This is a genomic window from Pseudomonas sp. 31 R 17, assembly GCF_900004915.1.
Lineage (GTDB): Bacteria > Pseudomonadota > Gammaproteobacteria > Pseudomonadales > Pseudomonadaceae > Aquipseudomonas > Aquipseudomonas orientalis_A.
Window position 1 is genome coordinate 72,784 of sequence record NZ_CVTN01000073.1, and the last position, 24,848, is coordinate 97,631.

At 60.3% G+C, this 24,848-nt stretch carries 21 protein-coding genes; 10 read left to right on the forward strand and 11 right to left on the reverse strand.

The window, feature by feature from the left end:
• Positions 1-20: 20 nt before the first annotated feature.
• Both BFP89_RS17685 and BFP89_RS17690 read left to right on the forward strand, forming a co-directional pair.
• Complete coding sequence (locus BFP89_RS17685) at positions 21-4,352, forward strand: glycosyltransferase (RefSeq protein WP_176718428.1); 4,332 nt, start codon at positions 21-23, stop codon at positions 4,350-4,352.
• A 90-nt stretch (positions 4,353-4,442) separates the two neighbouring features.
• Entirely contained in the window at positions 4,443-5,111 is a 669-nt protein-coding gene (locus tag BFP89_RS17690; protein ID WP_065886714.1) for a class I SAM-dependent methyltransferase, read from the forward strand.
• Between the two features lie 26 nt (positions 5,112-5,137).
• Here BFP89_RS17690 and BFP89_RS17695 read toward each other — a convergent pair whose 3' ends face one another.
• Positions 5,138-5,860, reverse strand: a complete 723-nt coding sequence (locus BFP89_RS17695; protein ID WP_065886715.1) for a response regulator transcription factor — start codon at positions 5,858-5,860, stop codon at positions 5,138-5,140.
• A gap of 431 nt (positions 5,861-6,291) precedes the next feature.
• On the opposite strand from BFP89_RS17695, the gene BFP89_RS17700 reads away from it, so the two are divergent.
• Positions 6,292-8,268 (forward strand): CHASE2 domain-containing protein, encoded by a 1,977-nt coding sequence (locus BFP89_RS17700; protein ID WP_065886716.1) that lies wholly within the window; start codon positions 6,292-6,294, stop codon positions 8,266-8,268.
• Positions 8,269-8,450: 182 nt separating this feature from the next.
• Here the strand turns inward: BFP89_RS17700 and BFP89_RS17705 are convergent, their stop codons facing one another.
• The 4 genes from BFP89_RS17705 to glyQ all read right to left on the reverse strand — a co-directional run bounded on the left by BFP89_RS17705 (position 8,451) and on the right by glyQ (position 12,847).
• Entirely contained in the window at positions 8,451-9,221 is a 771-nt protein-coding gene (locus BFP89_RS17705) for a lysophospholipid acyltransferase family protein (protein ID WP_065886717.1), read from the reverse strand.
• Between the two features lie 82 nt (positions 9,222-9,303).
• Positions 9,304-9,843: a D-glycero-beta-D-manno-heptose 1,7-bisphosphate 7-phosphatase gene (gene gmhB / locus BFP89_RS17710; RefSeq protein ID WP_176718429.1), complete on the reverse strand. Its 540-nt coding sequence runs from the start codon at positions 9,841-9,843 to the stop codon at positions 9,304-9,306.
• Positions 9,843-11,897 carry a glycine--tRNA ligase subunit beta gene (glyS, locus tag BFP89_RS17715; protein WP_065886718.1) on the reverse strand — a complete coding sequence of 685 codons (2,055 nt, stop codon included), beginning with the start codon at positions 11,895-11,897 and terminating at the stop codon, positions 9,843-9,845. The genes gmhB and glyS overlap by 1 nt, the downstream gene beginning before the upstream one ends.
• On the reverse strand, positions 11,894-12,847 hold the full coding sequence (gene glyQ, locus BFP89_RS17720; RefSeq protein WP_003187265.1) for a glycine--tRNA ligase subunit alpha: 954 nt from the start codon (positions 12,845-12,847) through the stop codon (positions 11,894-11,896). Before glyQ ends, glyS begins: the two co-directional genes overlap by 4 nt.
• A gap of 81 nt (positions 12,848-12,928) precedes the next feature.
• On the opposite strand from glyQ, the gene BFP89_RS17725 reads away from it, so the two are divergent.
• Both BFP89_RS17725 and BFP89_RS17730 read left to right on the forward strand, forming a co-directional pair.
• Positions 12,929-13,486 carry a DNA-3-methyladenine glycosylase I gene (locus tag BFP89_RS17725; protein ID WP_065886719.1) on the forward strand — a complete coding sequence of 186 codons (558 nt, stop codon included), beginning with the start codon at positions 12,929-12,931 and terminating at the stop codon, positions 13,484-13,486.
• 40 nt (positions 13,487-13,526) lie between these two features.
• Complete coding sequence (locus BFP89_RS17730) at positions 13,527-14,414, forward strand: lysophospholipid acyltransferase (protein ID WP_065886720.1); 888 nt, start codon at positions 13,527-13,529, stop codon at positions 14,412-14,414.
• 124 nt (positions 14,415-14,538) lie between these two features.
• Here the strand turns inward: BFP89_RS17730 and BFP89_RS17735 are convergent, their stop codons facing one another.
• From BFP89_RS17735 to def, 5 genes are all read right to left on the reverse strand, one after another.
• Entirely contained in the window at positions 14,539-14,850 is a 312-nt protein-coding gene (locus BFP89_RS17735) for a tetratricopeptide repeat protein (RefSeq protein WP_065886721.1), read from the reverse strand.
• Between the two features lie 18 nt (positions 14,851-14,868).
• Positions 14,869-16,242, reverse strand: coding sequence for a Trk system potassium transporter TrkA (gene trkA, locus BFP89_RS17740; RefSeq protein WP_065886722.1), 1,374 nt, complete (start codon positions 16,240-16,242; stop codon positions 14,869-14,871).
• A gap of 22 nt (positions 16,243-16,264) precedes the next feature.
• Positions 16,265-17,575 carry a 16S rRNA (cytosine(967)-C(5))-methyltransferase RsmB gene (gene rsmB, locus BFP89_RS17745; protein ID WP_065886723.1) on the reverse strand — a complete coding sequence of 437 codons (1,311 nt, stop codon included), beginning with the start codon at positions 17,573-17,575 and terminating at the stop codon, positions 16,265-16,267.
• Positions 17,572-18,525, reverse strand: a complete 954-nt coding sequence (gene fmt / locus BFP89_RS17750) for a methionyl-tRNA formyltransferase (protein ID WP_065886724.1) — start codon at positions 18,523-18,525, stop codon at positions 17,572-17,574. The genes rsmB and fmt overlap by 4 nt, the downstream gene beginning before the upstream one ends.
• A gap of 68 nt (positions 18,526-18,593) precedes the next feature.
• The gene (def, locus tag BFP89_RS17755) at positions 18,594-19,100 is read right to left on the reverse strand and encodes a peptide deformylase (protein WP_005783383.1); all 507 of its coding nucleotides are present in this window, start codon (positions 19,098-19,100) and stop codon (positions 18,594-18,596) included.
• Between the two features lie 135 nt (positions 19,101-19,235).
• Here def and BFP89_RS17760 point away from each other — a divergent pair, with 135 nt between their 5' ends.
• From BFP89_RS17760 to BFP89_RS17770, 3 genes are all read left to right on the forward strand, one after another.
• Positions 19,236-20,012: a peptidoglycan-binding protein gene (locus tag BFP89_RS17760; RefSeq protein WP_065886725.1), complete on the forward strand. Its 777-nt coding sequence runs from the start codon at positions 19,236-19,238 to the stop codon at positions 20,010-20,012.
• A gap of 63 nt (positions 20,013-20,075) precedes the next feature.
• The gene (gene dprA, locus BFP89_RS17765; protein ID WP_065886726.1) at positions 20,076-21,179 is read left to right on the forward strand and encodes a DNA-processing protein DprA; all 1,104 of its coding nucleotides are present in this window, start codon (positions 20,076-20,078) and stop codon (positions 21,177-21,179) included.
• Positions 21,180-21,237: 58 nt separating this feature from the next.
• Positions 21,238-21,795: an L-threonylcarbamoyladenylate synthase gene (locus BFP89_RS17770; protein ID WP_065886727.1), complete on the forward strand. Its 558-nt coding sequence runs from the start codon at positions 21,238-21,240 to the stop codon at positions 21,793-21,795.
• A 104-nt stretch (positions 21,796-21,899) separates the two neighbouring features.
• Here BFP89_RS17770 and BFP89_RS17775 read toward each other — a convergent pair whose 3' ends face one another.
• On the reverse strand, positions 21,900-22,877 hold the full coding sequence (locus tag BFP89_RS17775; protein WP_065886728.1) for an NADPH:quinone reductase: 978 nt from the start codon (positions 22,875-22,877) through the stop codon (positions 21,900-21,902).
• Between the two features lie 159 nt (positions 22,878-23,036).
• Between BFP89_RS17775 and hemF the strand changes: the two genes are divergently transcribed.
• Both hemF and aroE read left to right on the forward strand, forming a co-directional pair.
• Positions 23,037-23,969 carry an oxygen-dependent coproporphyrinogen oxidase gene (gene hemF / locus BFP89_RS17780; RefSeq protein WP_065886729.1) on the forward strand — a complete coding sequence of 311 codons (933 nt, stop codon included), beginning with the start codon at positions 23,037-23,039 and terminating at the stop codon, positions 23,967-23,969.
• Positions 23,969-24,787, forward strand: a complete 819-nt coding sequence (aroE, locus tag BFP89_RS17785) for a shikimate dehydrogenase (protein ID WP_065886730.1) — start codon at positions 23,969-23,971, stop codon at positions 24,785-24,787. Before hemF ends, aroE begins: the two co-directional genes overlap by 1 nt.
• Positions 24,788-24,848 lie beyond the last annotated feature (61 nt).

Here is a 24,848-nt window from a genome sequence, read left to right on the forward strand (position 1 = left end):
TTGTGCAAATTGGTGTGAGCATGACAAATCCCCTCTTGGCTGAACGCTTGCCGCTTGTGAGCATTGCGATACCGGCTCACAACCCGCGCTTCTTCGAAGTGGCGCTGAGCAGTGCGCTCAACCAGTGCTACGCCAATATCGAAATCGTGGTCACCGACGACTGTCGCGGCGATGGTATTCGTTTGATCACTGAACGTCTTGCCGCACAAACCACGGTGCCGGTTCGTTACCTGAAAAACGAACAGCAATTGGGCGGTCTGCTCAATCTCACCCGCGGCCTGGAAGAGGCCAGGGGTGAGTACATCAAGTTTCTCAACGACGATGACGTATTACTGGCAGATTGTGTAACGCGCATGGCCGCTGTGCTGGATGCCCGCGCCGACATATCGCTGGTCACCTCGCGTCGCCGTTTGATAGATGCCCAAGGCGAGACGCTGCCGGACATCCTCGAGACGTCTAAAGTATTTGACGAGGATGTCTGCCTCCATGGCGCCGACCTTACTTCACTGCTCTGTGACTGGCCCGTTAACTTCATTGGCGAACCCACCACCGTCATGTTTCGCCGGGTTCAGGTGATAGACAAAGTCCCGAATATTTGCGCCCTTGGAGGCGTGCTCGTTGATGCGATCAACGACCTGGCGCTGTATGTGAACTTGCTGCAACACGGCCACTTGGCGTTTCTAAGTGAGCCTCTGTCGCTCTTTCGCCATCACGTCGAACAGCGCCAGAAACAGCCAGACATGCAAGACTTATTCAACGAGGGGCGTGCAAGGTTCGTCAAGCAGATACATGCTCTGGGGCTGTATAACCCACAGCCGTTAAGGCAAGTGCGCCGAGCGCCGTTGTCAGCCGATCAGGCCTTTCAACTGTTTCGGTTGCGAGAGGCTTACCTGGCGCCTGACAGCCTGAACCTCTATACCGCCGGCAGCATTATCCCCTTCGCCGAGCAGTGCGAAGTCCTGTTCTTGGGTCAACCCTGGCTTCAAGACGGTGAGCCGCCAATCGGAGTCGTCATCCATGCGTATTACCCGGGTGAGCTGAAGGAAATCCTGCGCCGGTTGATGCAATTGAATGAACACCTGCACCTCTACGTCACCTGCGTGGGAGGTGATGATAAAGAGGTGGGCGACCTGCTGGCAGCGAGCGGGCTGAGCTATTCGTTGTATCGGGTACCCAATCACGGAAGGGATATTTTGCCGTTCCTGCGAGTGTTGCCGTTTTTACGTGCAGACAACATCCAGACGGTGGTCAAACTCCACACCAAGCGTTCGCTGCACATGGAAAGCGCTTGGGCCCAAGACCTTTTCAATGATCTGCTAAACCCTGTGCGCTTCAGGGAATCAGTAGAGTACCTTGCCGACCCAATGCATCATCCGCTACTCGGCACTGAGCCTTACCGACAGGCGGTGGCCAAAAACCTTAGTGAGGCCAACTACTCTCACCTCCTTACTCTCGCTAAGCGTGCTGGCATTGATCCACAGCGAATAGGCCAGGCAGATTTTTTTGCCGGTACCATGTTCTTTGTGCGTAGAGAGGTGTTGGCTCACTTAGAACAGATGCATTTGACCGACGAAGATTTTGAAACTGAATGCGGTCAGTTGGACGGCACCATGGCCCACGCCCTGGAACGTTTTTTTGGCGTGTTGGCGAATGTGGGTAAAGAGCAACGCGATATCAATCTGTATCGTCGCTGGCTGAATACCCGGCAACTATCTGCCGCTGAGTTCGAAGGTTTGCCCGCACGGCTTGCGAATTGGCAGCAGCACCCAAACATTCTGGTGGTGTTGACTGATACCACAGGTGACATTGCGCAGTTACGCTCCAGCCTGGAAAGCATTGATCGCCAGCTTTACGGCGCGGCAGCCATCGCGGTGCTTTCTAACGCCGAGCCTGTCGGGGTAGCGGCGGCCGACAATTTGGTCTGGCTGCCGCTCGCTGAGTGCTGGCCAAGCCAGCTGAATGAGCTGCTGCAAGGGATCGATGTCGACTGGTGCTATTTGCTTCGGGGTGGAGACCAGATCGACCCCCACGCATTGCTGCTGCTCGCCGAGGGTATAGCCCTGAACCCGGGTATCAGCGTGTGCTACAGCGATGAAGACACGCTTACCCCAGAGGGTTGCCAAGACCCGATATTCAAGCCGGACCTGAACCTGGACCTGTTGCGCAGTTATCCGTATGTCGGCCGAGCGTTGGCCTTCAACCGAAAGGCCGCGCTGGATGCTAATGGCTTCGATCTCACTTTTGCCGAACTGGCACCCCACGATCTGCTGTATCGGTTGATTGAAATTAATGGACTGGGCACTGTCGGACACCTCAGTGAAGTGCTGGTACATCATGCAATCAACTTCGGCCAGTGGCTGGTCGAACCCCAGGTCGTCAAGTACAGCGCTGCTATCGTCGAGGCGCACCTGCAACGTCTGGGCGTGGCTCATGAGTTGCGCCCAGGACCTTTGCCGATGGTCAACCGGGTGATTTACCAGCACACCTCACAGCCGCTGGTGTCTATAGTGATTCCTACTAAAGACCAACTGCCGATGCTGATGCGCTGCGTCGAAAGCGTCATGGAAAAAACCCGCTACACGAACTTCGAACTCATCATCGTCGACAACAACAGCGAAACGGTTGAAGCACAGAATTGGTTCGCGGGTATGGAGCGCCTGAACAGCGAAAAGGTGCGCATCCTGCGTTACCCCCACGCGTTCAACTATTCGGCGATCAATAATTTTGCCGTCAGCCACGCCCGTGGTGATTATCTTGTGTTGCTCAACAATGACACCGCCGTCATTGATGGGGACTGGCTTGGTTCGCTGCTCCATCACGCCCAGCGGCCGGAAGTTGGGATAGTCGGCGCCAAACTGCTCTTTCCCGACGGAACCATTCAGCATGCAGGTGTGGTGCTCGGCTTGCGTGGCTTGGCAGACCACGCATTCGTCGGCGCCCCGATGCAGTCCAATGGTTACCTGCACCGTCTCCAGGTTGACCAGAATTACAGCGCCGTGACGGCCGCCTGCCTGATGATCCGCACCGAGTTGTACCGCCAAGTGGGTGGCATGGACGAAACCAGCCTGGGGGTTTCTTATAATGACGTCGATCTGTGCCTGAAAGTCGGCCAGGCCGGGCAACTGATCGTCTGGACGCCTTATGCGCTTCTCATGCACGAAGCTAACGTCAGCCAGAATAAGGTCGACAAGGCGAAGTTGAACGTCAAGCAAGAGCGTTTCAAGCGCGAGCAGTCGGTGATGTACGAGAAGTGGCTGCCTCAGCTCGCTGGCGACCCCGCCTACAACCCAAACCTGACCTTGGAACGTGGCGGCTTTGGCTACGAATGCCGTAGCGAGGTCGCTTGGCAACCGCTGGCCGGTCGCTCTTTGCCTTACGCGCTGTGCTGTCCCTCCGACCCTTTCGGCATTGGACATTATCGTGTTCGCCAGCCCTTCGCAGCCCTTGAAGCCGCAGGCCTGATAGGGGGCACTGTAAGCAATTGGCTGCTTCGCCCCGTGGAGCTGCATCGCCTGGCGCCGGACACGATCATTTTCCAGCGGCAATGCAGTACGCCTCAGCTGGAAATCATGCAGAACACCCAGGCATTCTCCAAGGCATTCAAGGTTTTTGAGCTGGATGACTACATTCTTAAACTGCCCAGCAGCAACCCAAGCCGAGAACTGTTTCCCAAAGATATCGCCAAGCGCCTGAAAAAAGCTGTGGGTATGTGCGACCGGCTGGTGGTGTCGACCCAGCCACTGGCCGATGCGTTAAAGGGTTTTAACGCTGACATTCGTGTGGTGGAGAACCGCCTGCCAATTCACTGGTGGAGCGGGCTGACGAGCCATCGCCAACAAGGCCGCAAACCTCGGGTCGGTTGGGCGGGCGGGTCGAGCCACGGTGGCGACTTGCTCGTGATCGCCGATGTCGTTCGTGAACTGGCTGGCGAAGTGGAATGGGTATTTATGGGCATGTGCCCACCTGAACTTCGTCCGTATGTCCATGAGTTCCATAACGGCGTAAATATCGAGAGATATCCTGCACAGCTGGCCAACTTGAATCTGGACCTGGCGTTGGCGCCTTTGGAAGACAATTTCTTCAACGCCTGTAAAAGCAACTTGCGGCTGCTGGAATACGGCGCCTGCGGCTTCCCTGTGATCTGCTCGGACATCCTTTGTTATCGTGGTGACTTGCCAGTGACTCGGGTGCGGAACACGTCAAAAGAATGGATTGCCGCTATCCGCGAGCATCTTGCTGACCCAAGCGCCAGCGCCGCTGCCGGAGAGGCTCTACGCAGCGCTGTCGTCGATAAATGGATGCTCCGGGATGAACACCTGGTTGCCTGGCGAAATGCCTGGTTCAGGGATTGACTGCTCCGCTTGTTATTTCAATGTCTTATCAATTCTGGAAGTCTTTTTCAGAGCTTCCCTCGTAATCATTAGAAGTAAGCGGAGAGAACCATGATAACTATTCAAGCGCTCAACGAATTTACCAGTGGCCCGGAGTTGACTGACAACATCACGCAGATCTGGGAGTTTATCGGCCAGCATTTCGAGCAAGCGCAGGCCAGCTTGCCGCCTGAGCTCGCAATGGAGCGTCGCGAGTTGTCGTTCCATGATCAAGTGCGTTTATTGGGCTACCTTACGTTTCTGATTGCCGAGCTACCGGGTGATTTGGTGGAAATCGGCGTGTGGAAGGGCAAATCATTGATGCTGATGAATGAGGTATGCAACCACGAGCGTCGCGTCATTGGTATTGACCCCTTCGAATTGCCAAACCAGTTCGAAGAGTTTAGTTATTACAAGGACCTGATGCTGCCTGATGCACAGGTGGTCCGTGGCTTTTCGGAACTGAGTGCCGAACGTTTCTACAACCTCGAGCCCTCCGTTGCGCTGTTGCATATCGATGGTGGCCACACACGGCGCAACGTGGTGCTGGATTTCCTGCTGTATTCGCCAAGCGTAGTCTCGGGCGGTTTCATCGTATTAGACGACTACCGCGATTTTCAGCACTCGCCAGAGGTGGGTCCGACGGTCGACCTGCTCAGAGCCACAGGTTTCTTTGAAGGTTTCAACGTGCTGGGCAGTGTGCACGGCTTCGAGAACAGCTACGTTCTGCAACGGATATGAGCGTTCCACGTGGAACATCAACTTTTTCAGTCCGGAGTCACTGCCGATACGCTCTCCAACCGATACCCATACCCATAAATCGTCAATAACTGCCAACCCCTGTCCGCAGTCAGCCCCAGCTTATTGCGCAGCCGATAGATATGCGTATCCAGCGGTCGCGAGGAGACCATTTCTTCGTGAGTCCAAAACCGTTCATACAGGTATTCGCGCGATAGCGGCCGCGCCAAATTGGCGAATAGGCAACTGGCCAAACGGTACTCACGTTCAGTGAGATTGATAGGCTTGCCCGAGCGGGTCACAGTCAGTTCAGCGTCGTCAAAGGTCAGGTCGTTGAAGCTTTGCACTTCCTGGGTCGCCGACTTCTTTAGTCCATGGCGCCTTAGTACCGCCGTTACGCGAGCTTTCAGCTCATTAGGGCGAAAGGGCTTGCTGACGTAATCATCGGCACCACTGTTCAGCGCCGTGACGATATCGCTCTCGGCATCCCGGCTGGTCAGCATGATAACGGCGGGCGGCGATTCCATGTGTTCACGCGTCCAGCGAAGAAGCGCGATCCCGGTGATGTCCGGCAGTTGCCAGTCGAGTATCAACAGGTCGAAGGTTTCCCGGCGCAGTTGGCGTAGCAGGTCTTCGCCGCGCTCAAAGCAATGCAGGGTCCAAGGCTGTTCGACGTTACTGGGGATCTGTCGCAGTGTCTGTTCTACCCGGCGCAGTTCTGCGGGTTCGTCATCCAGTATTGCGACACGCATGGGTGGGTCCTTTCTTCTTGAAGAGTACGGCAGTCGTCGGCACGTACTGCGCAGATGCCAGTCTTGAATCTGAAGAATTGTGCTCGGATTCGTCGACCCCTTGGATCTATCGGTACGATGGGATTAAGGAGCGGTTTCACGCTTTAAAGTCCTCCGTACCGACAGGGGAAAGATACCGGCTCCCGACGGTTAGGAAAAGGATCAGCCGACGCATGCGCTGACGTAAACGGCTGTGTGCTGATCTCAGTGGCTCTCTGGAATGAACATCAGACAGGAAAAGTTTTCCTGCGCGCCGAAAAATGAGCTTCACTGGGCTCAAAGCTTCGTTCTCTGAAGTGCGCTGGTCGGCCCATGACGACAATAGCCAGCAGGGAGGAACCGCGACCCATGACAGTTCATATCACCCACCAACCAACCAGGCACATTGACCGATGACGCTCTGGAGCACGGCCGATAAACGTCAACCTACCCAGGCCCAGCGCTTGTTTCACCGTCTCGTGCGTGAGTGGTTATGGATCGGTTTGCTGTTGTTGCCCATCACCGCTTACCTGTCGCTTAGCCCGGGCCTGGCCTTGAATAACCCGTTATACGACAGCCTGCGCCGCCTCACTCCACTGCCCGTGGACTCACGCATCCTGCTGGTGACCATCGATGAGGACAGCCTGAAACAGCTGGGGCCATGGCCCTGGCCGCCTAACGTGCACGCCGATCTGATCGGGCGCCTGAGTGCGGCGCAACCAGCAGGTATTCTGTTCGATGCGATCTTCAGTGACCCCGCCGCTCCCGCGAATGACAAGCGCCTGGCCGAAGTCGTGCGCGCGGCCCAGACCGATTTACCCCATGTGTCCTACGCCAGCGTGTTACGCGGTGAAGTGCCTGCCGAGCAACTGCGCAATCGCCTGATCCTGGTGGGGGCGACGGCGTCCGGGATGGGTGACCGGTTTGTCACGCCGCTGTCTTCCATGCCCGGTGCTACAGAGGGGGTGGAGATTCAGACGAATGTGCTCGATAGTCTGTTGCAGGGGCACAGTACTGTGGATCTGCCCGGCTGGCTGGCGGCGCTGATGGCGACGTCACTGGTGGCGTTGTTGCTGGGTTTGCTGCTCTACCGTCCGCGTTATGCGTTGTGGATGACCCTGGGCTGCATGGCCGCAGCGGTGCTCGGCGCCTGGGCCCTGTTGCGTCTCGGCCATTGGTGGTCGCCTGCGGCCAGCCTGATCGGGTTGCTGCTCAGCTACTTGATCTGGAATTGGCGCCGCCTCAGCGTGATCATCGCTTACTTCGGCTGGGAACTGGCGCGCCTGGATAACGAACCCAAAGTGCTGCCTGAGCGCCGCCGTGCGCCCATCAGCCAGGGTGATGTATTGCAGGCGCGTATCTTTGCCCTGGAGCAAGCCGTAAGCCGCACACGTGATACCCGGCGGTTCATGGCCGATGGTCTCGAATGCTTACCGGTGGCCACATTGATTACCGACCCCAAGGGCAATATCTTGCTGGCCAACCGCGTTGCCCGCGAGGTATTCGGCAATGACCTTGTCGCCGAGAACCTGCTGGAGCAGTTGGCCGACCTGGGTTATCCGCCGTTGCACAATGGCGTGCGCGTTGCCCTCTCTGAGCTGGTGCTCGTGGAGTTCCGTGATATCCACCAACGCAGTCTGCGCATGGAGCTTGCGCCCTTGCTGCCGGCCGAAGGTGACACGGCCCTGGGTTGGCTGCTGAGCCTCACGGATTTAAGCAAGGAACGCGAAGCCCAACAGCATCGCGAAACCATGCTGCGCTTCCTCTCCCATGACCTGCGTGCGCCGCATTCGGCAATCCTTGCCCTGTTGGATCTGCATGAGAGTGAATCGCCCGTGTTCGGCCAGATCGAACAACAGGTCCGCCGTGCCTTGAGCCTCACCGAGTCCTTTGTGCAACTGGCGAAAGCGGAGGCTGATGGTTACCACTTCCAACCTACCCTGTTTGCCATGCTGGTGATGGACGCTTTCGATCAAGTCGCGGTTATCGCCCAGCTCAAGGGCATCCACCTGGTTCACGATCTGGATGAAGCGGACGAAGGCATGGTGAACGCCGATCAATCGCTGCTCACCCGAGCGTTATTCAATGTGCTGGAAAATGCGATCAAATATTCTCCCGCCAACACCCGTGTCAGGTTAAGCCATGGCAGCGCGCAGGGCTGGCTGGAATGCCGCATCAGCGACCAGGGGCCAGGCATTGCCCCGCAGGATCTGCCGGAACTGTTCAATCAATATCGGCGCTTCGACTCGGCCCAGGGCAGTGACGGCTTGGGGTTGGGCCTGACGATGGTAAAGGCCGTGGTAGAACGCCACGGTGGGCGTGTTACCTGCGAAAGCGAGTTGGGCACGGGCTCGACGTTCATCCTGCGACTGCCACTGTTGGACGACTGAAAAGCGACCTTTTGCGTGTGCATAAAAAAACCGGTCACCAGGACCGGTTTTTTAATGAGGAAAAAAACTTATGCACGTTTTTGGTGATTTTATAAGTTTCAGAAATATGTAGCCAGATCAGTCGGTTATGATCAAAAAACTCCAATTTGCCAACAAACCGTACACAGGTTATCCACAGACGTTCAAACAGCGGGTGTCTCCACCACTACCGGCTCCGGCGGCAATGAGCCCATGGCCCGTTGCTGCGCTTCATTCCATGCCGCAGCGCGGTCATTCAACGCGGCAATCGCGCGTGGGCCTTCGCCTTCTGCGTACATGGGTTCGCCGATCACCACGGTAATGGTGCCTGCGCGTTTGGCCCAGCCGGTCTTGGGCCAGAACTTGCCGGCGTTATGGGCAATCGGCAGCACCGGCAGGTTGGCGTTGACCGCCAATGCAGTGCCGCCGCGCGAGAACTTGCCAACGGTGCCATAGGGCACACGCGTACCCTCGGGAAAGATCAGCACCCAAACGCCATCCTTGAGCAGCTCGTCGCCCTTCTTGGCGACATGCTTGAGCGCCGCCTTGGGATTGTCACGGTCGATCGCAATCGGACGCAGCATCGCCATGGCCCAGCCAAAGAACGGCACGTACAGCAGCTCACGCTTGAGCACCTGGCTCAGCGGCGAGAAGTACGCCGAGAGGAAGAATGTTTCCCAGGTGCTCTGATGGTTCGACAGAATCACGCAGGGCTGCTCCGGGACGTTTTCCGCGCCCTTGATCTCGAAGCGGATGCCCAGGAACACCTTGGACAGCCACAGCGCACAGCGGCACCAATACACATTGATAAAGCGATAGCGCGCCTTGAACGGCAGGAAAGGTGCAATAAAAAAGCTCAGAGTGCACCAGAGAAACGAACTGGTGCCCAGCAGCAGGTAAAAGAAAAAGGTTCTGATGGCCTGCAAGATCGACATGGCGGCATTTACCGTTGCGGGACACGGCCCGCCTGTTAAAAGCGCACTCCCGAACAATCCCTGGTCAGGAAGTCGAGGGCGGCTAGTTGTTGATAAGTTCTGCGGCAACCGCCGCCAGATCGTCAAAAATCAAAGTGCCTACCGGCAGGTTTTTCGCCTGGGTCTTTTCGCCTTTCCCGGTCTTTACCAAAACTGGCTGAGAGTCGACGGCTTTGGCCGCCTCCAGGTCACCGAGACTGTCCCCGACGAACCATATCCCAGCCAAGGGCACCTTGTAATGTTCTGCAATAGTTTTCAGCATGCCAGGCTTGGGTTTGCGGCAAGCGCAGCCCTCATCCGGCCCGTGGGGACAGTAAACCACCAGCCCCACCTCACCGCCCTGCTCGGCCACCAGCTTGCGCAAGCGCGCGTGCATGGCGTCCAGGGTGGCGATGTCGTAATAACCGCGGGCGATGCCGGACTGGTTAGTGGCAATGGCCACTGTCCAGCCGGCTTTGCTCAACTGCGCGATGGCCTCGATCGAACCAGGCAGTGGAATCCATTCCGCCACCGACTTGATGTAAGCGTCGGAGTCGTAATTGATCACCCCGTCCCGATCGAGAATCAGCAGTTTCAACATGATCAGCCCAGTACGGAAATGTCAGCGATATTGATGAACAGGCCACGCAGACGCGCGAGCATGGCGTAGCGGTTTTTCCGCACGCCGGCATCGTCGGCATTGATCATCACCGCTTCGAAGAACGCATCCACCGGCTCACGCAACGACGCCAGACGCGCCAGCGCTTCAGCGTAGTTACGCTCAGCGATCAGTGGTTTGACGGCGTTCTCGGCCTTGACGATGGCCGAGTTCAGCGAGAACTCCTTGGCATCGGCAAACAGGCCTGGGTCCACTTCGGCAGTGCCCAGGTTGTCGGCCTTGCTCAGCAGGTTCGATACGCGTTTGTTCACGGCGGCCAGGGCATCGGCTTCCGGCAATTTGCGGAACGCCTGTACGGCCTGTACGCGTTGATCGAAGTCCAGCGCCGAACCCGGCTGCAGGGCACGCACCGACAAGTAGACGGAAACGTCCACGCCTTCGTCTTCGTAACGCGCACGCAGGCGGTCGAACACGAACTCCAGCACTTGCTCGGCCAGGCCGGCTTGCTTGACCTTGGCACCGAACTGGCCGACGGCAAACACCACGGCCTGGGTCAGGTCGAGGTCCAGCTTCTTGTCGATCAGGATCCGCAGCACGCCCAGGGCTGCACGGCGCAGCGCATACGGGTCCTTGCTGCCGGTGGGCAGCATGCCGATACCGAAGATGCCTACCAGCGTGTCCAGCTTGTCGGCGATGGCAACGGCCGCACCGGTCAGGGTGCTCGGCAGTTCGGCACCGGCGCCACGGGGCATGTACTGCTCGTTCAGCGCCAGCGCCACATCGTTGGGTTCGCCGTCGTTGAGGGCGTAGTAGTAACCGGCCACGCCCTGCATCTCAGGGAACTCGCCGACCATCTCGGTGGCCAGGTCGCACTTGGACAGCAGGCCGGCGCGTGCGGCCCAGGCGGCGTCGCCACCAATGCGCGGCGCGATGTAGGCCGCCAGCTTGGAAACGCGTACGGCCTTGTCGTAGACGCTGCCGAGTTTTTCCTGGAACACCACGTTTTGCAGACGCAGGTTGAAGTCTTCAAGCTTCTGCTTCTTGTCCTGCTTGAAGAAGAACTCGGCGTCGGTCAGGCGCGGGCGCACGACTTTCTCGTTACCGGCGATGATCTGTTGCGGGTCCGTGCTTTCGATGTTGGCCACGGTGATGAAGCGCGGCAGCAACTTACCGTCCGCGTCCAGCAGGCAGAAATATTTCTGGTTGTCCTGCATGGTGGTGATCAGCGCTTCCTGCGGTACGTCGAGGAAGCGTTCTTCGAACGAGCACACCAGCGGCACCGGCCATTCGACCAGGGCGGTCACTTCGTCGAGCAGGCTTGGCGGCACGATGGCGGTGCCTTCCTGCAGGCGGGCCAGCTCTTCGGTGCGCTTGCTGATCAGCTCGCGACGCTCATTGGCATCGGCCAGCACGTAGGCGGCGCGCAGGTCATTGACGTAGTTGGCCGGCGCGGTGATGCGCACGCTCTCGGGATGGTGGAAGCGGTGACCACGGGAATCACGGCCTGCCTTCTGGGCGAGAATGGTGCAATCGATGACCTGGTCACCGAGCAGCATCACCAGCCATTGGGTTGGGCGTACGAATTCTTCCTTGCGCGCACCCCAGCGCATGCGCTTGGGGATCGGCAGGTCGTTCAGGGAGTCTTCCACGATGGTCGGCAACAGGCTGGCCGTCGGCTTGCCGGTGATGACCTGGCTGAAGCGCAGCTTCGGCCCGCTCTGGTCAATCTCGCTCAGCTCGACGCCGCACTTCTTGGCGAAGCCCAGTGCCGCCTGAGTCGGATTGCCTTCGGCGTCGAACGCGGCCTGGCGCGGCGGGCCGTCGAGGTTGATGTTGCGGTCCGGCTGCTGGGTTTCCAGCGCGGTCAGCAACACCGCCAGGCGACGTGGCGCGGCGTAGACTTTTTTTGCAGCGAATTTCAGGCCGGCAGTGTGCAGGCCTTTTTCGATACCGGCCAGGAATGCATCGGCCAGGGTGTTGAGTGCCTTGGGTGGCAGCTCTTCGGTGCCCAGTTCAACCAGGAAATCTTGAGCACTCATTGTGCAGCCTCCAGCTTAGCCAACACTTCATCACGCAAATCCGGGGTTGCCATCGGGAAGCCCAGCTTGGCACGCGCCAGCAGATAGGCTTGGGCGACGGAACGCGCCAGGGTGCGCACACGCAGGATGTATTGCTGGCGCGCGGTCACCGAGATGGCACGGCGCGCGTCCAGCAGGTTGAAGGTATGGGAGGCCTTCAACACCATTTCATAGCTCGGCAACGGCAGCGGCTGGTCGAGTTCGATCAGGCGCTTGGCTTCGCTTTCATAGAAGTCGAACAGTTCGAACAGCTTGTCGACGTTGGCGTGTTCGAAGTTGTAGGTGGACTGCTCCACTTCGTTCTGATGGAACACGTCGCCGTAGGTGACTTTGCCGAACGGGCCGTCAGCCCACACCAGGTCATAGACCGAGTCCACGCCCTGCAGGTACATGGCCAGGCGCTCGAGACCGTAGGTGATTTCGCCGGTCACCGGGTAGCACTCGATGCCGCCCGCTTGCTGGAAGTAGGTGAACTGGGTCACTTCCATGCCATTGAGCCAGACTTCCCAGCCCAGGCCCCAGGCGCCCAGGGTCGGCGATTCCCAGTTGTCTTCGACGAAACGGATGTCGTGGACCAGCGGGTCCAGGCCGACATGTTTCAGCGAGCCCAGGTACAGTTCCTGGAAGTTGTCCGGGTTGGGCTTCAACACCACCTGGAACTGGTAGTAGTGCTGCAGACGGTTCGGGTTTTCGCCGTAGCGGCCGTCAGTCGGGCGACGACTGGGCTGCACATAAGCGGCGTTCCAGGTTTCCGGGCCGATGGCCCGCAGGAAGGTAGCGGTGTGGAAAGTGCCGGCGCCTACTTCCATATCGTAGGGCTGAAGTACCACACAACCTTGCTCGGCCCAGTATTGCTGGAGGGCGAGGATCAAGTCTTGGAAGGTACGCACGGCTGGCGTAGGCTGGCTCACGAAATTCACCTGTTACTTGGGCTGCGATTTAAAGAGCGGGAGTATACCCGATTCGGCCCCGCCACCACTCCCTGGAGCCTTATGCCACGCTGCTTTTGGTGTTCTGAAGATCCGCTGTACATGGCTTATCACGATCAAGAGTGGGGAACGCCGCTGCGCGATGCGCAGGGACTGTTCGAGTTGCTTTTGCTCGAAGGGTTCCAGGCGGGCCTGTCCTGGATCACCGTTTTACGCAAACGCGAGCATTACCGGAAGGTGCTGTTCGGCTTTGATGCGCAGCGTCTGGCCAGGCTGACCGACGCTGAAATCGAAGCGCTGATGCAGGACCCGGGCATCGTGCGCAATCGCCTGAAGCTTAACGCCACACGCCGCAACGCCGCGGCCTGGCTGGCGCTGGAAGACCCGGTGGGGTTGCTCTGGTCGTTTGTCGGCGGCAAGCCCAAGGTCAATCACTTCAAGGACCGCAGCGACGTCCCGGCGATTACACCCGAAGCCCAAGCTATGAGCCGCGCCTTGAAGAAAGCCGGCTTCACCTTTGTCGGGCCGACCATCTGCTACGCGTTCATGCAGGCCTCGGGCATGGTCATGGACCACACCCAGGACTGCGACCGTTACGCGGACCTGGTCAACGCCGGTTAGAATGCGCGCTTTGCGTACTACACACGATCAGGAGTGACCTGTGGAAAAGTTTAAAGGCGCCTTGCTGGTAGGCGCTCTTCGGTTGTTTGCCCTGCTGCCCTGGCGCGCCGTACAGGCCGTCGGTACGGGCATCGGCTGGATCATGTGGAAAACCCCCAACCGCTCCCGCGAGACAGTGCGGATCAACCTGTCCAAGTGTTTCCCGGACATGGACCCGGCCGAACGTGAGCGCCTGGTGGGCCGCAGCCTGATGGACATCGGCAAGTCCCTGACCGAAAGCGCCTGCGCGTGGATATGGCCGGCCCAGCGTTCCATCGACCTGGTGCGCGAAGTCGAAGGCCTGCACGTGCTGCACGATGCCCTGGCCTCGGGTAAAGGCGTGGTGGGCATCACCAGCCACCTGGGCAACTGGGAAGTGCTGAATCATTTTTATTGCAGCCAGTGCAAACCGATCATTTTCTATCGCCCGCCCAAGCTCAAGGCTGTTGACGACTTGTTGCGCAAGCAACGCGTGCAACTGGGCAACCGCGTGGCCGCCTCCACCAAGGAAGGCATCCTGAGCGTGATCAAGGAAGTGCGCAAAGGCGGCCAGGTGGGTATCCCTGCCGACCCCGAGCCGGCTGAATCCGCCGGCATCTTCGTGCCGTTCTTCGCGACCCAGGCGCTGACCAGCAAGTTCGTGCCGAACATGCTCGCCGGCCACAAGGCGGTGGGCGTGTTCCTGCACGCGCTGCGCCTGCCGGACGGCTCTGGCTACAAGGTGATCCTGGAAGCGGCCCCGGAAGAGATGTACAGCACTGACACCGCCACGTCCTGCGCGGCGATGAGCAAGGTGGTGGAGCGGTATGTCGGCGCCTACCCGAGCCAGTACATGTGGAGCATGAAACGCTTCAAGAAACGCCCGCCGGGTGAGGCGCGCTGGTACTGACTCAAGATCGCCACAGAACCCAATGTGGGAGGGGGCTTGCCCCCGATAGCGGTGGTTCAGTCAACCATGTATTGGCTGACACACTGCTATCGGGGGCAAGCCCCCTCCCACATTTGGATTCCGCTCAGGCCAGGCGGTCGAGTTTCTTAAGGAACACCATCATCTCTTTTTCGGCCTGTTTGTCCCCATGGGCCTGGGCCGCTTCGATGCCCTTCTCCCACGCCTGGCGAGCGCCCACGCTATCCCCCAGCCCTTGCTGCGCCTTGCCCAACAGCTTCCACGCCGCCGAATACTTGGGATCGAACTCGACGCAGCGCTGCAAATGCTCCGCCGCCTTGGCGTTGTCCTTCAGATCCAGATAACCCTTGCCCAAGCCAAACCGCAGCAGCGAATTATCCACACCCTTGGCGAGCATTTTCTCCAGGGATTCGAGCATGTCGTCCACTCCGTCAGATCAGAAAAAGCTCAGGCCCACGTGGAACAGCTTCTCCACATCGCGGATATGTTTCTTGTCCACCAGGAACAGGATCACATGGTCACCGGTGGCGATCACCGTATCATCGTGGGCAATGATCACTTCTTCATCGCGAATGATTGCGCCAATGGTGGTACCCGGCGGCAAGCCGATATCGCGGATGGCCCTGCCGATGACCTTGCTCGATTTGGAGTCGCCATGGGCAATCGCCTCGATAGCCTCCGCCGCGCCACGGCGCAAGGAGTGCACGCTGACGATGTCGCCACGGCGCACGTGAGCGAGCAACGTGCCGATGGTGGCCAATTGCGGACTGATGGCGATGTCGATATCGCCGCCCTGGATCAGGTCGACATAGGCCGGGTTGTTGATGATGGTCATCACTTTCTTCGCCCCCAGCCGCTTGGCCAGCAGCGAGGACATGATATTGGCCTCGTCATCGTTGGTCAGCGCCAGGAAGATATCGGCGTCGGCGATGTTTTCTTCCATCAGCAGGTCGCGGTCCGAGGCACTGCCCTGCAGCACCACGGTGCTGTCGAGCGTGTCGGACAAATGCCGGCAGCGCGTGGGGCTCATCTCGATGATCTTCACCTGGTAGCGGCTTTCGATGGCCTCCGCCAAGCGCTCACCGATCTGCCCGCCGCCGGCGATGACGATGCGTTTATAGGTCTCGTCGAGCCGGCGCATTTCGCTCATCACCGCACGAATATTCGCCTTGGCCGCGATGAAAAACACTTCGTCATCGGCTTCGATCACGGTGTCGCCCTGGGGCAGGATCGGCCGGTCACGCCGAAAAATCGCGGCGACGCGGGTTTCCACATTCGGCATGTGTTCGCGCAATTGACGCAATTGCTGACCCACCAGCGGCCCGCCGTAGTAGGCCTTTACCGCGACCAGTTGCGCCTTGCCCCCGGCGAAGTCGATCACCTGCAAGGCACCCGGAATTTCAATCAAGCGCTTGATGTAGTGCGTGACCACCTGTTCCGGACTGATCAGCACATCCACCGGAATGGCATCGTTGTCGAACAGGCCGGCGCGGGTCAGGTAGGCGGCTTCGCGCACACGGGCGATCTTGGTCGGGGTGTGGAAAAGTGTATGGGCGACCTGGCAGGCGACCATGTTGGTCTCGTCGCTGTTGGTGACCGCGACGAGCATGTCGGCATCGTCGGCGCCGGCTTGACGCAGCACGGTGGGGAACGACGCACGGCCCTGCACCGTGCGGATGTCCAGGCGGTCGCCCAGATTGCGCAGGCGCTCGGCGTCGGTGTCGACCACGGTGATGTCATTGGCTTCGCTGGCCAAATGTTCAGCCAGCGTGCCGCCCACCTGCCCTGCCCCGAGGATGATGATTTTCATCCGGTCACTCCCTTAAAACCATTCAGCCGCGCGCGGCGGCGATCTTGATCAGTTTGGCGTAGTAGAAGCCATCATGCCCGCCTTCCTGCGCGAGCAATTGGCGACCGTGCGGTTGCTTGATGCCGGCCGTGGTCGCGAGGTCCAGTTCCCGTGCGCCGCTGGTGCGGGCGAGGAAGGCTTGAATGACCTCGGTATTCTCGGTGGGCAAGGTGGAACAGGTGGCATAAAGCAGAATGCCGCCGACTTCCAGGGTGGGCCACAGTGCGTCGAGCAGTTCGCCCTGCAGCACGGCCAGGGCGGCGATGTCGTCGGGTTGGCGGGTCAGCTTGATATCCGGGTGGCGGCGGATCACGCCGGTGGCCGAACAGGGCGCATCCAGCAGGATGCGCTGGAACGGTTTGCCGTCCCACCAGGTGGCGGTGTCGCGGCCGTCGGCGGCGATCAGCTCGGCGCTCAAACCCAGGCGTGCGAGGTTTTCCCGTACGCGCACCAGGCGTTTGGCTTCCAGGTCGACCGCTACCACACCGCCCAGGTCCTTTTCGACTTCCAGGATGTGACAGGTCTTACCGCCCGGCGCGCAGCAGGCGTCCAATACGCGTTGACCGGGTGCCAGGTCGAGCAGGTCGGCGGCCAGTTGTGCGGCTTCGTCCTGCACGCTGATCCAGCCCTCGGCAAAGCCCGGCAGGCTGCGCACGTCTGTGGCAGCCTGGAGCACGATACCGTCGACGCTGTACACGCACGGCGCGGCGTCGATGCCCGCCTCGCTGAGCAACTGCAGGTAAGCGTCGCGGCTGTGATGGCGACGGTTGACCCGCAGGATCATCGGCGGATGAGCGTTGTTCGCCGCGCAAATGGCTTCCCATTGCTGCGGCCAGAACGCTTTCAGGGACTTTTGCAGCCAGCGCGGATGCGCGGTGCGCACCACCGGGTCATGTTCCAGCTCGGTCAGCAGCCCTTCGCTTTCGCGCTGGGCGCGGCGCAGCACGGCATTGAGCAAGGCCTTGGCCCAGGGTTTTTTCAGTTTGTCGGCGCAGCCCACCGTTTCACCGATGGCGGCGTGGGCCGGTACGCGGGTATAGAGCAGTTGATAGAGACCGACCAGCAGCAGCGCTTCAACATCGGCGTCGGCTGCCTTGAACGGTTTTTGCAGCAACTTGGCTGCCAACGCCGACAACCTTGGCTGCCAACGCGCCGTGCCAAATGCCAGGTCCTGGGTGAAACCGCGATCACGGTCTTCGACCTTGTCCAACTGCACGGGCAGCGAACTGTTCAGCGAAGCCTTGCCGTTGAGTACGGCGGCGAGGGCCTTGGCGGCGGCCAGACGCGGGTTCATTGGGCGACCACGCCGAGAACGGTGCCCAGGGCAAACTTCTCACGACGGCTGTTGAGCAAATCGCTGAAATTAAGCGCCTTGCCACCGGGCAATTGCAGACGGGTCAGGCACAGCGCTTGTTCGCCGCACGCCACCAACAGGCCGTCCTTGCTGGCGCCGATGATTTCACCCGGAGCGCCTGTGCCCTCGGCCAGGGTCGCGGCCAATACTTTCAAGACTTCGCCGTTGAGCGTGCTGTGGCAGACAGGCCATGGGTTGAACGCACGCACCAGGCGCTCAAGCTCCACGGCCGGGCGGCTCCAGTCAATGCGGGCTTCGTCCTTGTTCAATTTGTGGGCGTAGGTGGCGAGGCTGTCGTCCTGCACTTCGCCTTCCAGGGTGCCGGCAGCAAGACCGGCGATGGCCTGGATGACGGCCGGCGGGCCCATTTCAGCCAGGCGATCGTGCAGGCTGCCGCCGGTGTCTTGGGCAGTGATCGGCGTGGTGACTTTGAGCAGCATCGGGCCGGTGTCCAGCCCTGCTTCCATGCGCATGACCGTCACGCCGCTCTCGCTGTCGCCTGCTTGCACCGCGCGCTGGATCGGCGCCGCTCCGCGCCAGCGTGGCAGCAACGAAGCGTGGCTGTTGATGCAGCCCTGGCGTGGGATATCGAGTACGGCCTGGGGCAGGATCAAGCCGTAGGCGACGACCACCAGCAGGTCCGGCTTGAGCGCGGCCAGTTCGGCCTGGGCATCCGCATTGCGCAGGGTCGGTGGTTGCAGCACGGCGATGTTGTGCTCGAGCGCCAGCTGCTTGACCGGGCTGGGCATCAGTTTTTGCCCGCGCCCGGCCGGGCGATCCGGCTGGGTGTACACCGCGACGATGTCATAGGGGCTGGCAAGCAGCGCCTTGAGGTGTTCGGCGGCAAATTCGGGTGTACCGGCAAAAACAATGCGCAGTGGCTCGGTCATCGGAGTTCTCGTTAAAAGCAGTCACAAAAGAAAAAGGCTTGCCGCAGCAAGCCTTTGGAAGGAGGGCATCAAGCTTGCTGGCGATGCTTTTTTTCCAGCTTCTTCTTGATCCGGTCACGTTTGAGCGTGGACAGGTAATCGACAAACAGCTTGCCGTTGAGGTGGTCGCACTCGTGCTGGATGCACACCGCCAACAGGCCTTCGGCAATCAGCTCGAACGGCTTGCCGTCGCGGTCCAGGGCCTTGATCTTCACGCGCAATGGGCGTTCGACGTTCTCGTAGAACTCCGGCACCGACAGGCAACCTTCCTGGTATTCGCCCATCTCGTCGGTCAACGGTTCGAACTCGGGGTTGATGTACACCCGGGGTTCGCTGCGATCTTCGGACAGGTCCATGACCACGACGCGCAGATGCACGTTGACCTGGGTCGCGGCGAGGCCGATGCCCGGGGCTTCATACATTGTTTCAAACATGTCATCGACCAACTGACGAACCTTGTCGTCCACTACGGCCACCGGCTTGGCGATCGTGCGCAGGCGCGAGTCGGGAAATTCGAGGATGTTCAAAATAGCCATAAGCGTAATTGCTGCACATGTGAGGTAGAGGCAAATCGGCGGTGGGATGGACCCAGGCAGCCGGTGTGAAACGTTTGAAAGCCGCGAAGGCTATGGCGTTTCACGCGAACGCACATAATAAAGGAGATTGACCCCATGAGGAAATCGCTACTCGTCTTGCTGCTGTGGGCCCCGCTGGCCATGGCGCTGATTCCACAGCCCGGCCAGCGTCTGGACCCTGTCACGCAAAAGGCCATACAGGGCTTCCTGCTGCACAACCGTCTGCTCGATTCCCCCGAGGACCTGGATAACGCACCCTATATCGTCGCCGCCGAGGGTGGGCGCGTGCTGGGCGCCAACGGCGAGCGCGTCTACGCCAGGGGCACTCTGGACCCGACCCAGCCGAACTACGGGATCTTCCGCCGAGGCAAGGTCTATACCGACCCCGACACCCGCGAACTGCTTGGAATCAATGCCGACGACATCGGCACCGCACGCTTTTTACTGACCGATGATCTCACCACCCTGGCCGTGCAAAGGGTTACCCAGGAAGTGCGTCCAGGCGACCGTTTGCTGCGCGCCGAACCCGGCGTAGCCCTGGCCAATCTGAAAACCGCTGCCCATGCACCCTTCGTTGAAGGCCACATCATCGACATTCCCAAGGGCGTCACACAGATCGGCGTGCTGGATGCGGTGACCTTGAACAAGGGGCGCCGGGACGGTGTGGTCGAAGGCCAATTGCTCACGGTGATCAGGGCCGGCGCCTCGGTGCGCGACGCGCTGACAGGGGCCCCGACGCGACTCCCGGATGTGCGTGCCGGCACCCTGCTGGTGTTTCGCACCTATGAAAAACTCAGCTATGCCCTGGTTCTCAGCGCGTCCCGCCCGTTGGCGGTGATGGATCGTTTCGAGACTGACGATCAATCGCAATAAATAGCCTGCTAAATAAGTTACCAACAGAGTTATCCACAGCTTGTTCCGATCAAGGATGATCAGATGTTTCCGATAAACAGCAATCAAATTTCCCCGGCAGAGCTGGAAGCCCGGCTGCGCTTGCACCGGTTGCCGGAACTGGGTCCCAGACGTTTTCATCGGTTGATCGAGGCGTTCGGCTCTGCTTCCAAAGCCATCAGTGCCCCTGCCAGCGCCTGGCGTGCGCTCGGGTTGCCGCCCGTCAGTGCCGATGCCCGGCGCAGTGCGGATATTCGTGATGGGGCCAGTGCGGCATTGGCCTGGCTGGCCCGCCCTGGCCAGCATTTACTGATGTGGGACCAGCCCGATTACCCTGCGCTGCTCGGCCAGACAGAGGGCGCTCCGCCGCTGTTATTCGTTGCCGGCGACCCATCGCTGCTGGAAAAACCGCAGTTGGCCGTGGTCGGCAGTCGTCGTGCTTCGCGCCCCGGCATGGACACCGCCGCCGCCTTTTCGCGCAGCCTGGCAAGCGCCGGTTTTGTCATCACCAGCGGCCTTGCGTTGGGTATCGATGGCGCGGCCCATCAGGCGGCATTGGACGTGGGCGGTCATACCATCGGTGTGCTCGGCACCGGTCTGGAAAAACTTTATCCACAGCGCCACAGGAAGCTGGCCGCGACCATGATTGACCAGGGCAGCGCCGTGGTTTCCGAGTTTCCACTGGACGCGCCACCCCAGGCCGGTAACTTTCCACGGCGCAATCGGATTATCAGCGGTTTGTCCCTGGGGGTCCTGGTGGTGGAAGCCAGCATCGCCAGCGGTTCGCTGATTACCGCACGGCTGGCGGCGGAACAAGGACGCGAGGTGTACGCCATTCCGGGTTCCATCCATCATCCGGCGGCCAAGGGCTGTCATCAGTTGATCCGCGATGGCGCGGTGCTGGTGGAGACCATCGAGCATATTCTTGAAGGCTTGCGCGGTTGGCAGGCGTTGTCACGCCCGGCCCCGATGCCGGTTGTGCATCCGCTGGTGGCGCTGTTGCACGCGGCCCCGCACACCAGCGAAGCCCTGGCGCTTGCCAGTGGACGGCCGCTGGCCCAGGTGCTGGCGAGCCTTACCGAGCTGGAACTCGAAGGCCGTGTGATCTGTGAAAGTGGGCGCTGGCTTGCGCGTGGCGAACGGTTGTAGCTGGGTTTTGCAACGAAGATCGGTAAACTGCCCAGAGCTTTAGTTCGGAGAGTAAACAATGGTCAACAGGTGGCGTGTGCTGGAAGCTGCACGAGAAATTCGCGCAGGTGCGGTGATTGCCTATCCGACCGAAGCGGTCTGGGGCCTGGGCTGCGACCCGTGGAATGAAGCAGCGGTGGACCGTTTGCTGGCGATCAAGAATCGCTCAGTGGATAAGGGCCTGATCCTGGTGGCCGATAATATCCGTCAGTTCGACTTCCTGTTCGAAGACTTTCCCGACACCTGGATCGAGCGCATGGCCAGCACCTGGCCTGGGCCGAATACCTGGCTGGTGCCCCACCAGGACTTGCTGCCGGAATGGGTCACGGGGGTGCATGACACCGTGGCGCTGCGGGTCAGTGACCATCCGCTGGTACGGGATTTGTGCGCCCAGGTCGGGCCGTTGATTTCCACGTCGGCCAACCCCCAGGGCCGCCCGGCCGCGCGTACGCGGATTCGGGTGGAGCAGTATTTCCGCGGGCAGGTGGACCTTGTGCTGGGCGGCGCCTTGGGTGGGCGCAAGAACCCGAGCCTGATCCGTGACCTGGCGACGGGGGATGTGGTGCGACCTTCCTGAGACCGAGTCGCGCCTATCGGGGGCAAGCCCCCTCCCACATTTGATCGGTGTTCGTCGAGACATCTCGGTCAAGGGTGGGAGGGGGCTTGCCCCCGATGGCTTTCTTAAGGCAGCAGGATGGTTGAACCGGTCGTGCGCCGCCCGGACAACTCGGTCTGCGCCTTAGCCGCATCCGCCAGTGCATAGCGCTGGTTGATATCAATGCGCACCTTGCCGCTCTTGATCATCGAGAACAGGTCATCGGCCATCGCCTGCAAGTCCTTCGGGTTGCTCGCGTAGGTCGCCAGCGTCGGCCGCGTGACATACAGCGAGCCCTTCGCCGACAGAATCCCCAGGTTCACCCCGTCCACCGCGCCCGACGCATTCCCGAAACTCACCACCAAGCCTCGCGGTGCCACGCTGTCCAGCGACGTCAGCCAAGTGTCCTTGCCAACGCCGTCATACACCACGGGCACCTTTTTACCGTCAGTCAACTCCAGCACGCGCTGTGCGACATTTTCCTTGCTGTAATCGATGGTTTCCCAGGCGCCGAGGGATTTGGCCACGGCGGCTTTCTCCGGTGAGCTCACCGTGCCGATCAATTTCACGCCCAGGGCCTTGGCCCATTGGCAAGCCAGGGAGCCCACACCGCCTGCGGCGGCGTGGAACAGAATGGTTTCGCCGCCCTTCAGCTCATAGGTCTGGCGCAGCAGGTACTGTACGGTCAGGCCCTTGAGCATGGCACCGGCGGCCTGTTCGAAGCTGATTTCGTCCGGCAGATGCACCAGGTTGGCCGCAGGCAATACATGCAACTGGCTGTAGGCGCCGAGCGGGCCGCTGCCATAGGCCACGCGGTCGCCGACCTTGAATTGGCTGACTTCACTGCCTACGGCATCAACCACACCGGCGCCTTCTGCGCCCAGGCCCGAGGGCAAGGACGGTGGCGCGTAGAGGCCGCTGCGAAAATAAGTGTCGATGAAGTTCAGGCCGATGGCTTCGTTGCGCACCCGAACCTGTTGTGGGCCAGGCTCCGCCGGCGTGTAGTCCACATACTCAAGCACATCGGGGCCACCATGGGCGCTGAACTGGATACGTTTGGCCATCTACCTTCTCCTTGGGTCGAATAAACGAAGGCCCCTATCGGACTCCTAAGCTTGATCTTCGTCAACTGCGACGACACGGGGTGCGGTGGTATCCTGTTCGCCCGTTTGCCGCCGACGCCCAATGGCCTCGCGTAGCTTTGCCCGATTCAAGGTGATGCCATGACTACTCGCACCGAGGCTGTAAAAGCCTACCTGCTCGACCTGCAAGACCGCATTTGCAGCGCCCTGGAAACCTTCGAAACGGACACGCGCTTTATCGAAGACGCCTGGACCCGGCCTGCCGGTGGTGGCGGTCGCACCCGTGTGATTGAAAACGGGTCGGTCATCGAAAAAGGCGGCGTCAATTTTTCCCACGTGTTTGGCAGCGGCTTGCCCCCGTCCGCCAGTGCCCATCGCCCTGAACTGGCTGGTCGCGGCTTCGAGGCGCTGGGCGTGTCGCTGGTGATCCATCCCCATAACCCGCACATACCGACTTCCCACGCCAATGTGCGCTTTTTCATTGCTGAAAAGGAAGGCGAAGAGCCGGTGTGGTGGTTTGGCGGCGGCTTCGACCTGACGCCCTATTACGGCAACGACGAAGACTGCATCCACTGGCATCGCGTGGCCGAGCAGGCCTGTGCGCCGTTCGGTGCGGACGTTTACCCGCGTTATAAAGCCTGGTGCGACACCTATTTCCATATCAAGCACCGCAACGAGCCGCGTGGCATTGGCGGCCTGTTTTTCGATGACTTGAACGAATGGGGCTTCGACACCTGCTTTGCCTTCATCCGCGCCATCGGTGATGCCTACATCGACGCCTACCTGCCGATCATGCAGCGCCGCCAGGCGATGGCTTATACCGAACAGCAGCGTCAGTTCCAGGAGTTCCGCCGGGGCCGCTACGTTGAGTTCAACCTCGTCTATGACCGTGGCACCCTGTTCGGCCTGCAGTCGGGCGGGCGTACCGAGTCGATCCTGATGTCGCTGCCGCCGCAGGTGCGCTGGAGCTACGACTGGAAAGCCGAGGCCGGCAGCGAAGAAGCGCGCCTTACCGACTATTTCCTGCAGGACCGCGACTGGCTCGGCCTGACTGCGCCCAAGGCGGCAGTGTGATGGATCGCTATGTCGTCTTCGGCAACCCCATCGGCCACAGCAAGTCACCGTTGATTCACCGCCTGTTCGCCGAGCAGACCGGCGAGCAGATGGACTACAGCACACTGCTCGCGCCGCTGGAGGGCTTCATCGGCTGTGCCCGTGAGTTCTTTCAACACGGCCGTGGGGCGAATGTCACCGTGCCGTTCAAGGAAGACGCTTTCCGGCTGGCCGACACCCTCAGCGAGCGCGCCCAACGCGCCGGCGCGGTGAATACCCTGAGCAAGCTGGCCGATGGCACGTTGCTCGGTGATAACACTGACGGCGCAGGCCTGGTGCGCGACCTCAAGGTCAACGCCGGGCTGGACCTGCAAGGTAAGCGCATCCTGCTGCTGGGCGCCGGTGGCGCGGTACGCGGCGCGTTGGAACCGTTGCTGGCCGAAAAACCCGCCTCGCTGATCATTGCCAACCGCACCGTGGAGAAAGCCGAAGGGCTGGCCGAGCTGTTCAATGACCTGGGGCCGGTGTCCGCCAGTGGTTTCGACTGGCTGCGTGAGCCGGTGGACGTGATTATCAACGCCACGTCCGCCAGCTTGTCAGGCGACGTACCGCCGATTGCGGGCAGTTTGATCGAACCGGGCAAGACGTTCTGCTACGACATGATGTACGCCAAGGCGCCGACCGCCTTCTGTCGCTGGGCCGATGAGCAGGGTGCGGCGGTAGCGATGGACGGATTGGGCATGCTGGTTGAACAGGCGGCCGAAGCTTTCTTCCTGTGGCGCGGCGTACGCCCGGAGTCGGCGCCGGTACTGGCCGAGCTGCGCCGCCAATTGGCCTGACATATATCCAAATGTGGGAGGGGGCTTGCCCCCGATGGCGGTCTGTCAGCTACCCATGTGT

Excerpts from the sequence above, each read along its gene's own strand:
- BFP89_RS17685 (WP_176718428.1), top strand. The coding sequence starts at position 21 with ATGACAAATCCCCTCTTGGCTGAACGCTTGCCGCTTGTGAGCATTGCG.
- BFP89_RS17690 (WP_065886714.1), top strand. The coding sequence starts at position 4,443 with ATGATAACTATTCAAGCGCTCAACGAATTTACCAGTGGCCCGGAGTTG.
- BFP89_RS17695 (WP_065886715.1), bottom strand. The coding sequence starts at position 5,860 with ATGCGTGTCGCAATACTGGATGACGAACCCGCAGAACTGCGCCGGGTA.
- BFP89_RS17700 (WP_065886716.1), top strand. The coding sequence starts at position 6,292 with ATGACGCTCTGGAGCACGGCCGATAAACGTCAACCTACCCAGGCCCAG.
- BFP89_RS17705 (WP_065886717.1), bottom strand. The coding sequence starts at position 9,221 with ATGTCGATCTTGCAGGCCATCAGAACCTTTTTCTTTTACCTGCTGCTG.
- glyS (WP_065886718.1), bottom strand. The coding sequence starts at position 11,897 with ATGAGTGCTCAAGATTTCCTGGTTGAACTGGGCACCGAAGAGCTGCCA.
- BFP89_RS17725 (WP_065886719.1), top strand. The coding sequence starts at position 12,929 with ATGCCACGCTGCTTTTGGTGTTCTGAAGATCCGCTGTACATGGCTTAT.
- BFP89_RS17735 (WP_065886721.1), bottom strand. The coding sequence starts at position 14,850 with ATGCTCGAATCCCTGGAGAAAATGCTCGCCAAGGGTGTGGATAATTCG.
- trkA (WP_065886722.1), bottom strand. The coding sequence starts at position 16,242 with ATGAAAATCATCATCCTCGGGGCAGGGCAGGTGGGCGGCACGCTGGCT.
- rsmB (WP_065886723.1), bottom strand. The coding sequence starts at position 17,575 with ATGAACCCGCGTCTGGCCGCCGCCAAGGCCCTCGCCGCCGTACTCAAC.
- fmt (WP_065886724.1), bottom strand. The coding sequence starts at position 18,525 with ATGACCGAGCCACTGCGCATTGTTTTTGCCGGTACACCCGAATTTGCC.
- def (WP_005783383.1), bottom strand. The coding sequence starts at position 19,100 with ATGGCTATTTTGAACATCCTCGAATTTCCCGACTCGCGCCTGCGCACG.
- BFP89_RS17760 (WP_065886725.1), top strand. The coding sequence starts at position 19,236 with ATGAGGAAATCGCTACTCGTCTTGCTGCTGTGGGCCCCGCTGGCCATG.
- dprA (WP_065886726.1), top strand. The coding sequence starts at position 20,076 with ATGTTTCCGATAAACAGCAATCAAATTTCCCCGGCAGAGCTGGAAGCC.
- BFP89_RS17770 (WP_065886727.1), top strand. The coding sequence starts at position 21,238 with ATGGTCAACAGGTGGCGTGTGCTGGAAGCTGCACGAGAAATTCGCGCA.
- BFP89_RS17775 (WP_065886728.1), bottom strand. The coding sequence starts at position 22,877 with ATGGCCAAACGTATCCAGTTCAGCGCCCATGGTGGCCCCGATGTGCTT.
- hemF (WP_065886729.1), top strand. The coding sequence starts at position 23,037 with ATGACTACTCGCACCGAGGCTGTAAAAGCCTACCTGCTCGACCTGCAA.
- aroE (WP_065886730.1), top strand. The coding sequence starts at position 23,969 with ATGGATCGCTATGTCGTCTTCGGCAACCCCATCGGCCACAGCAAGTCA.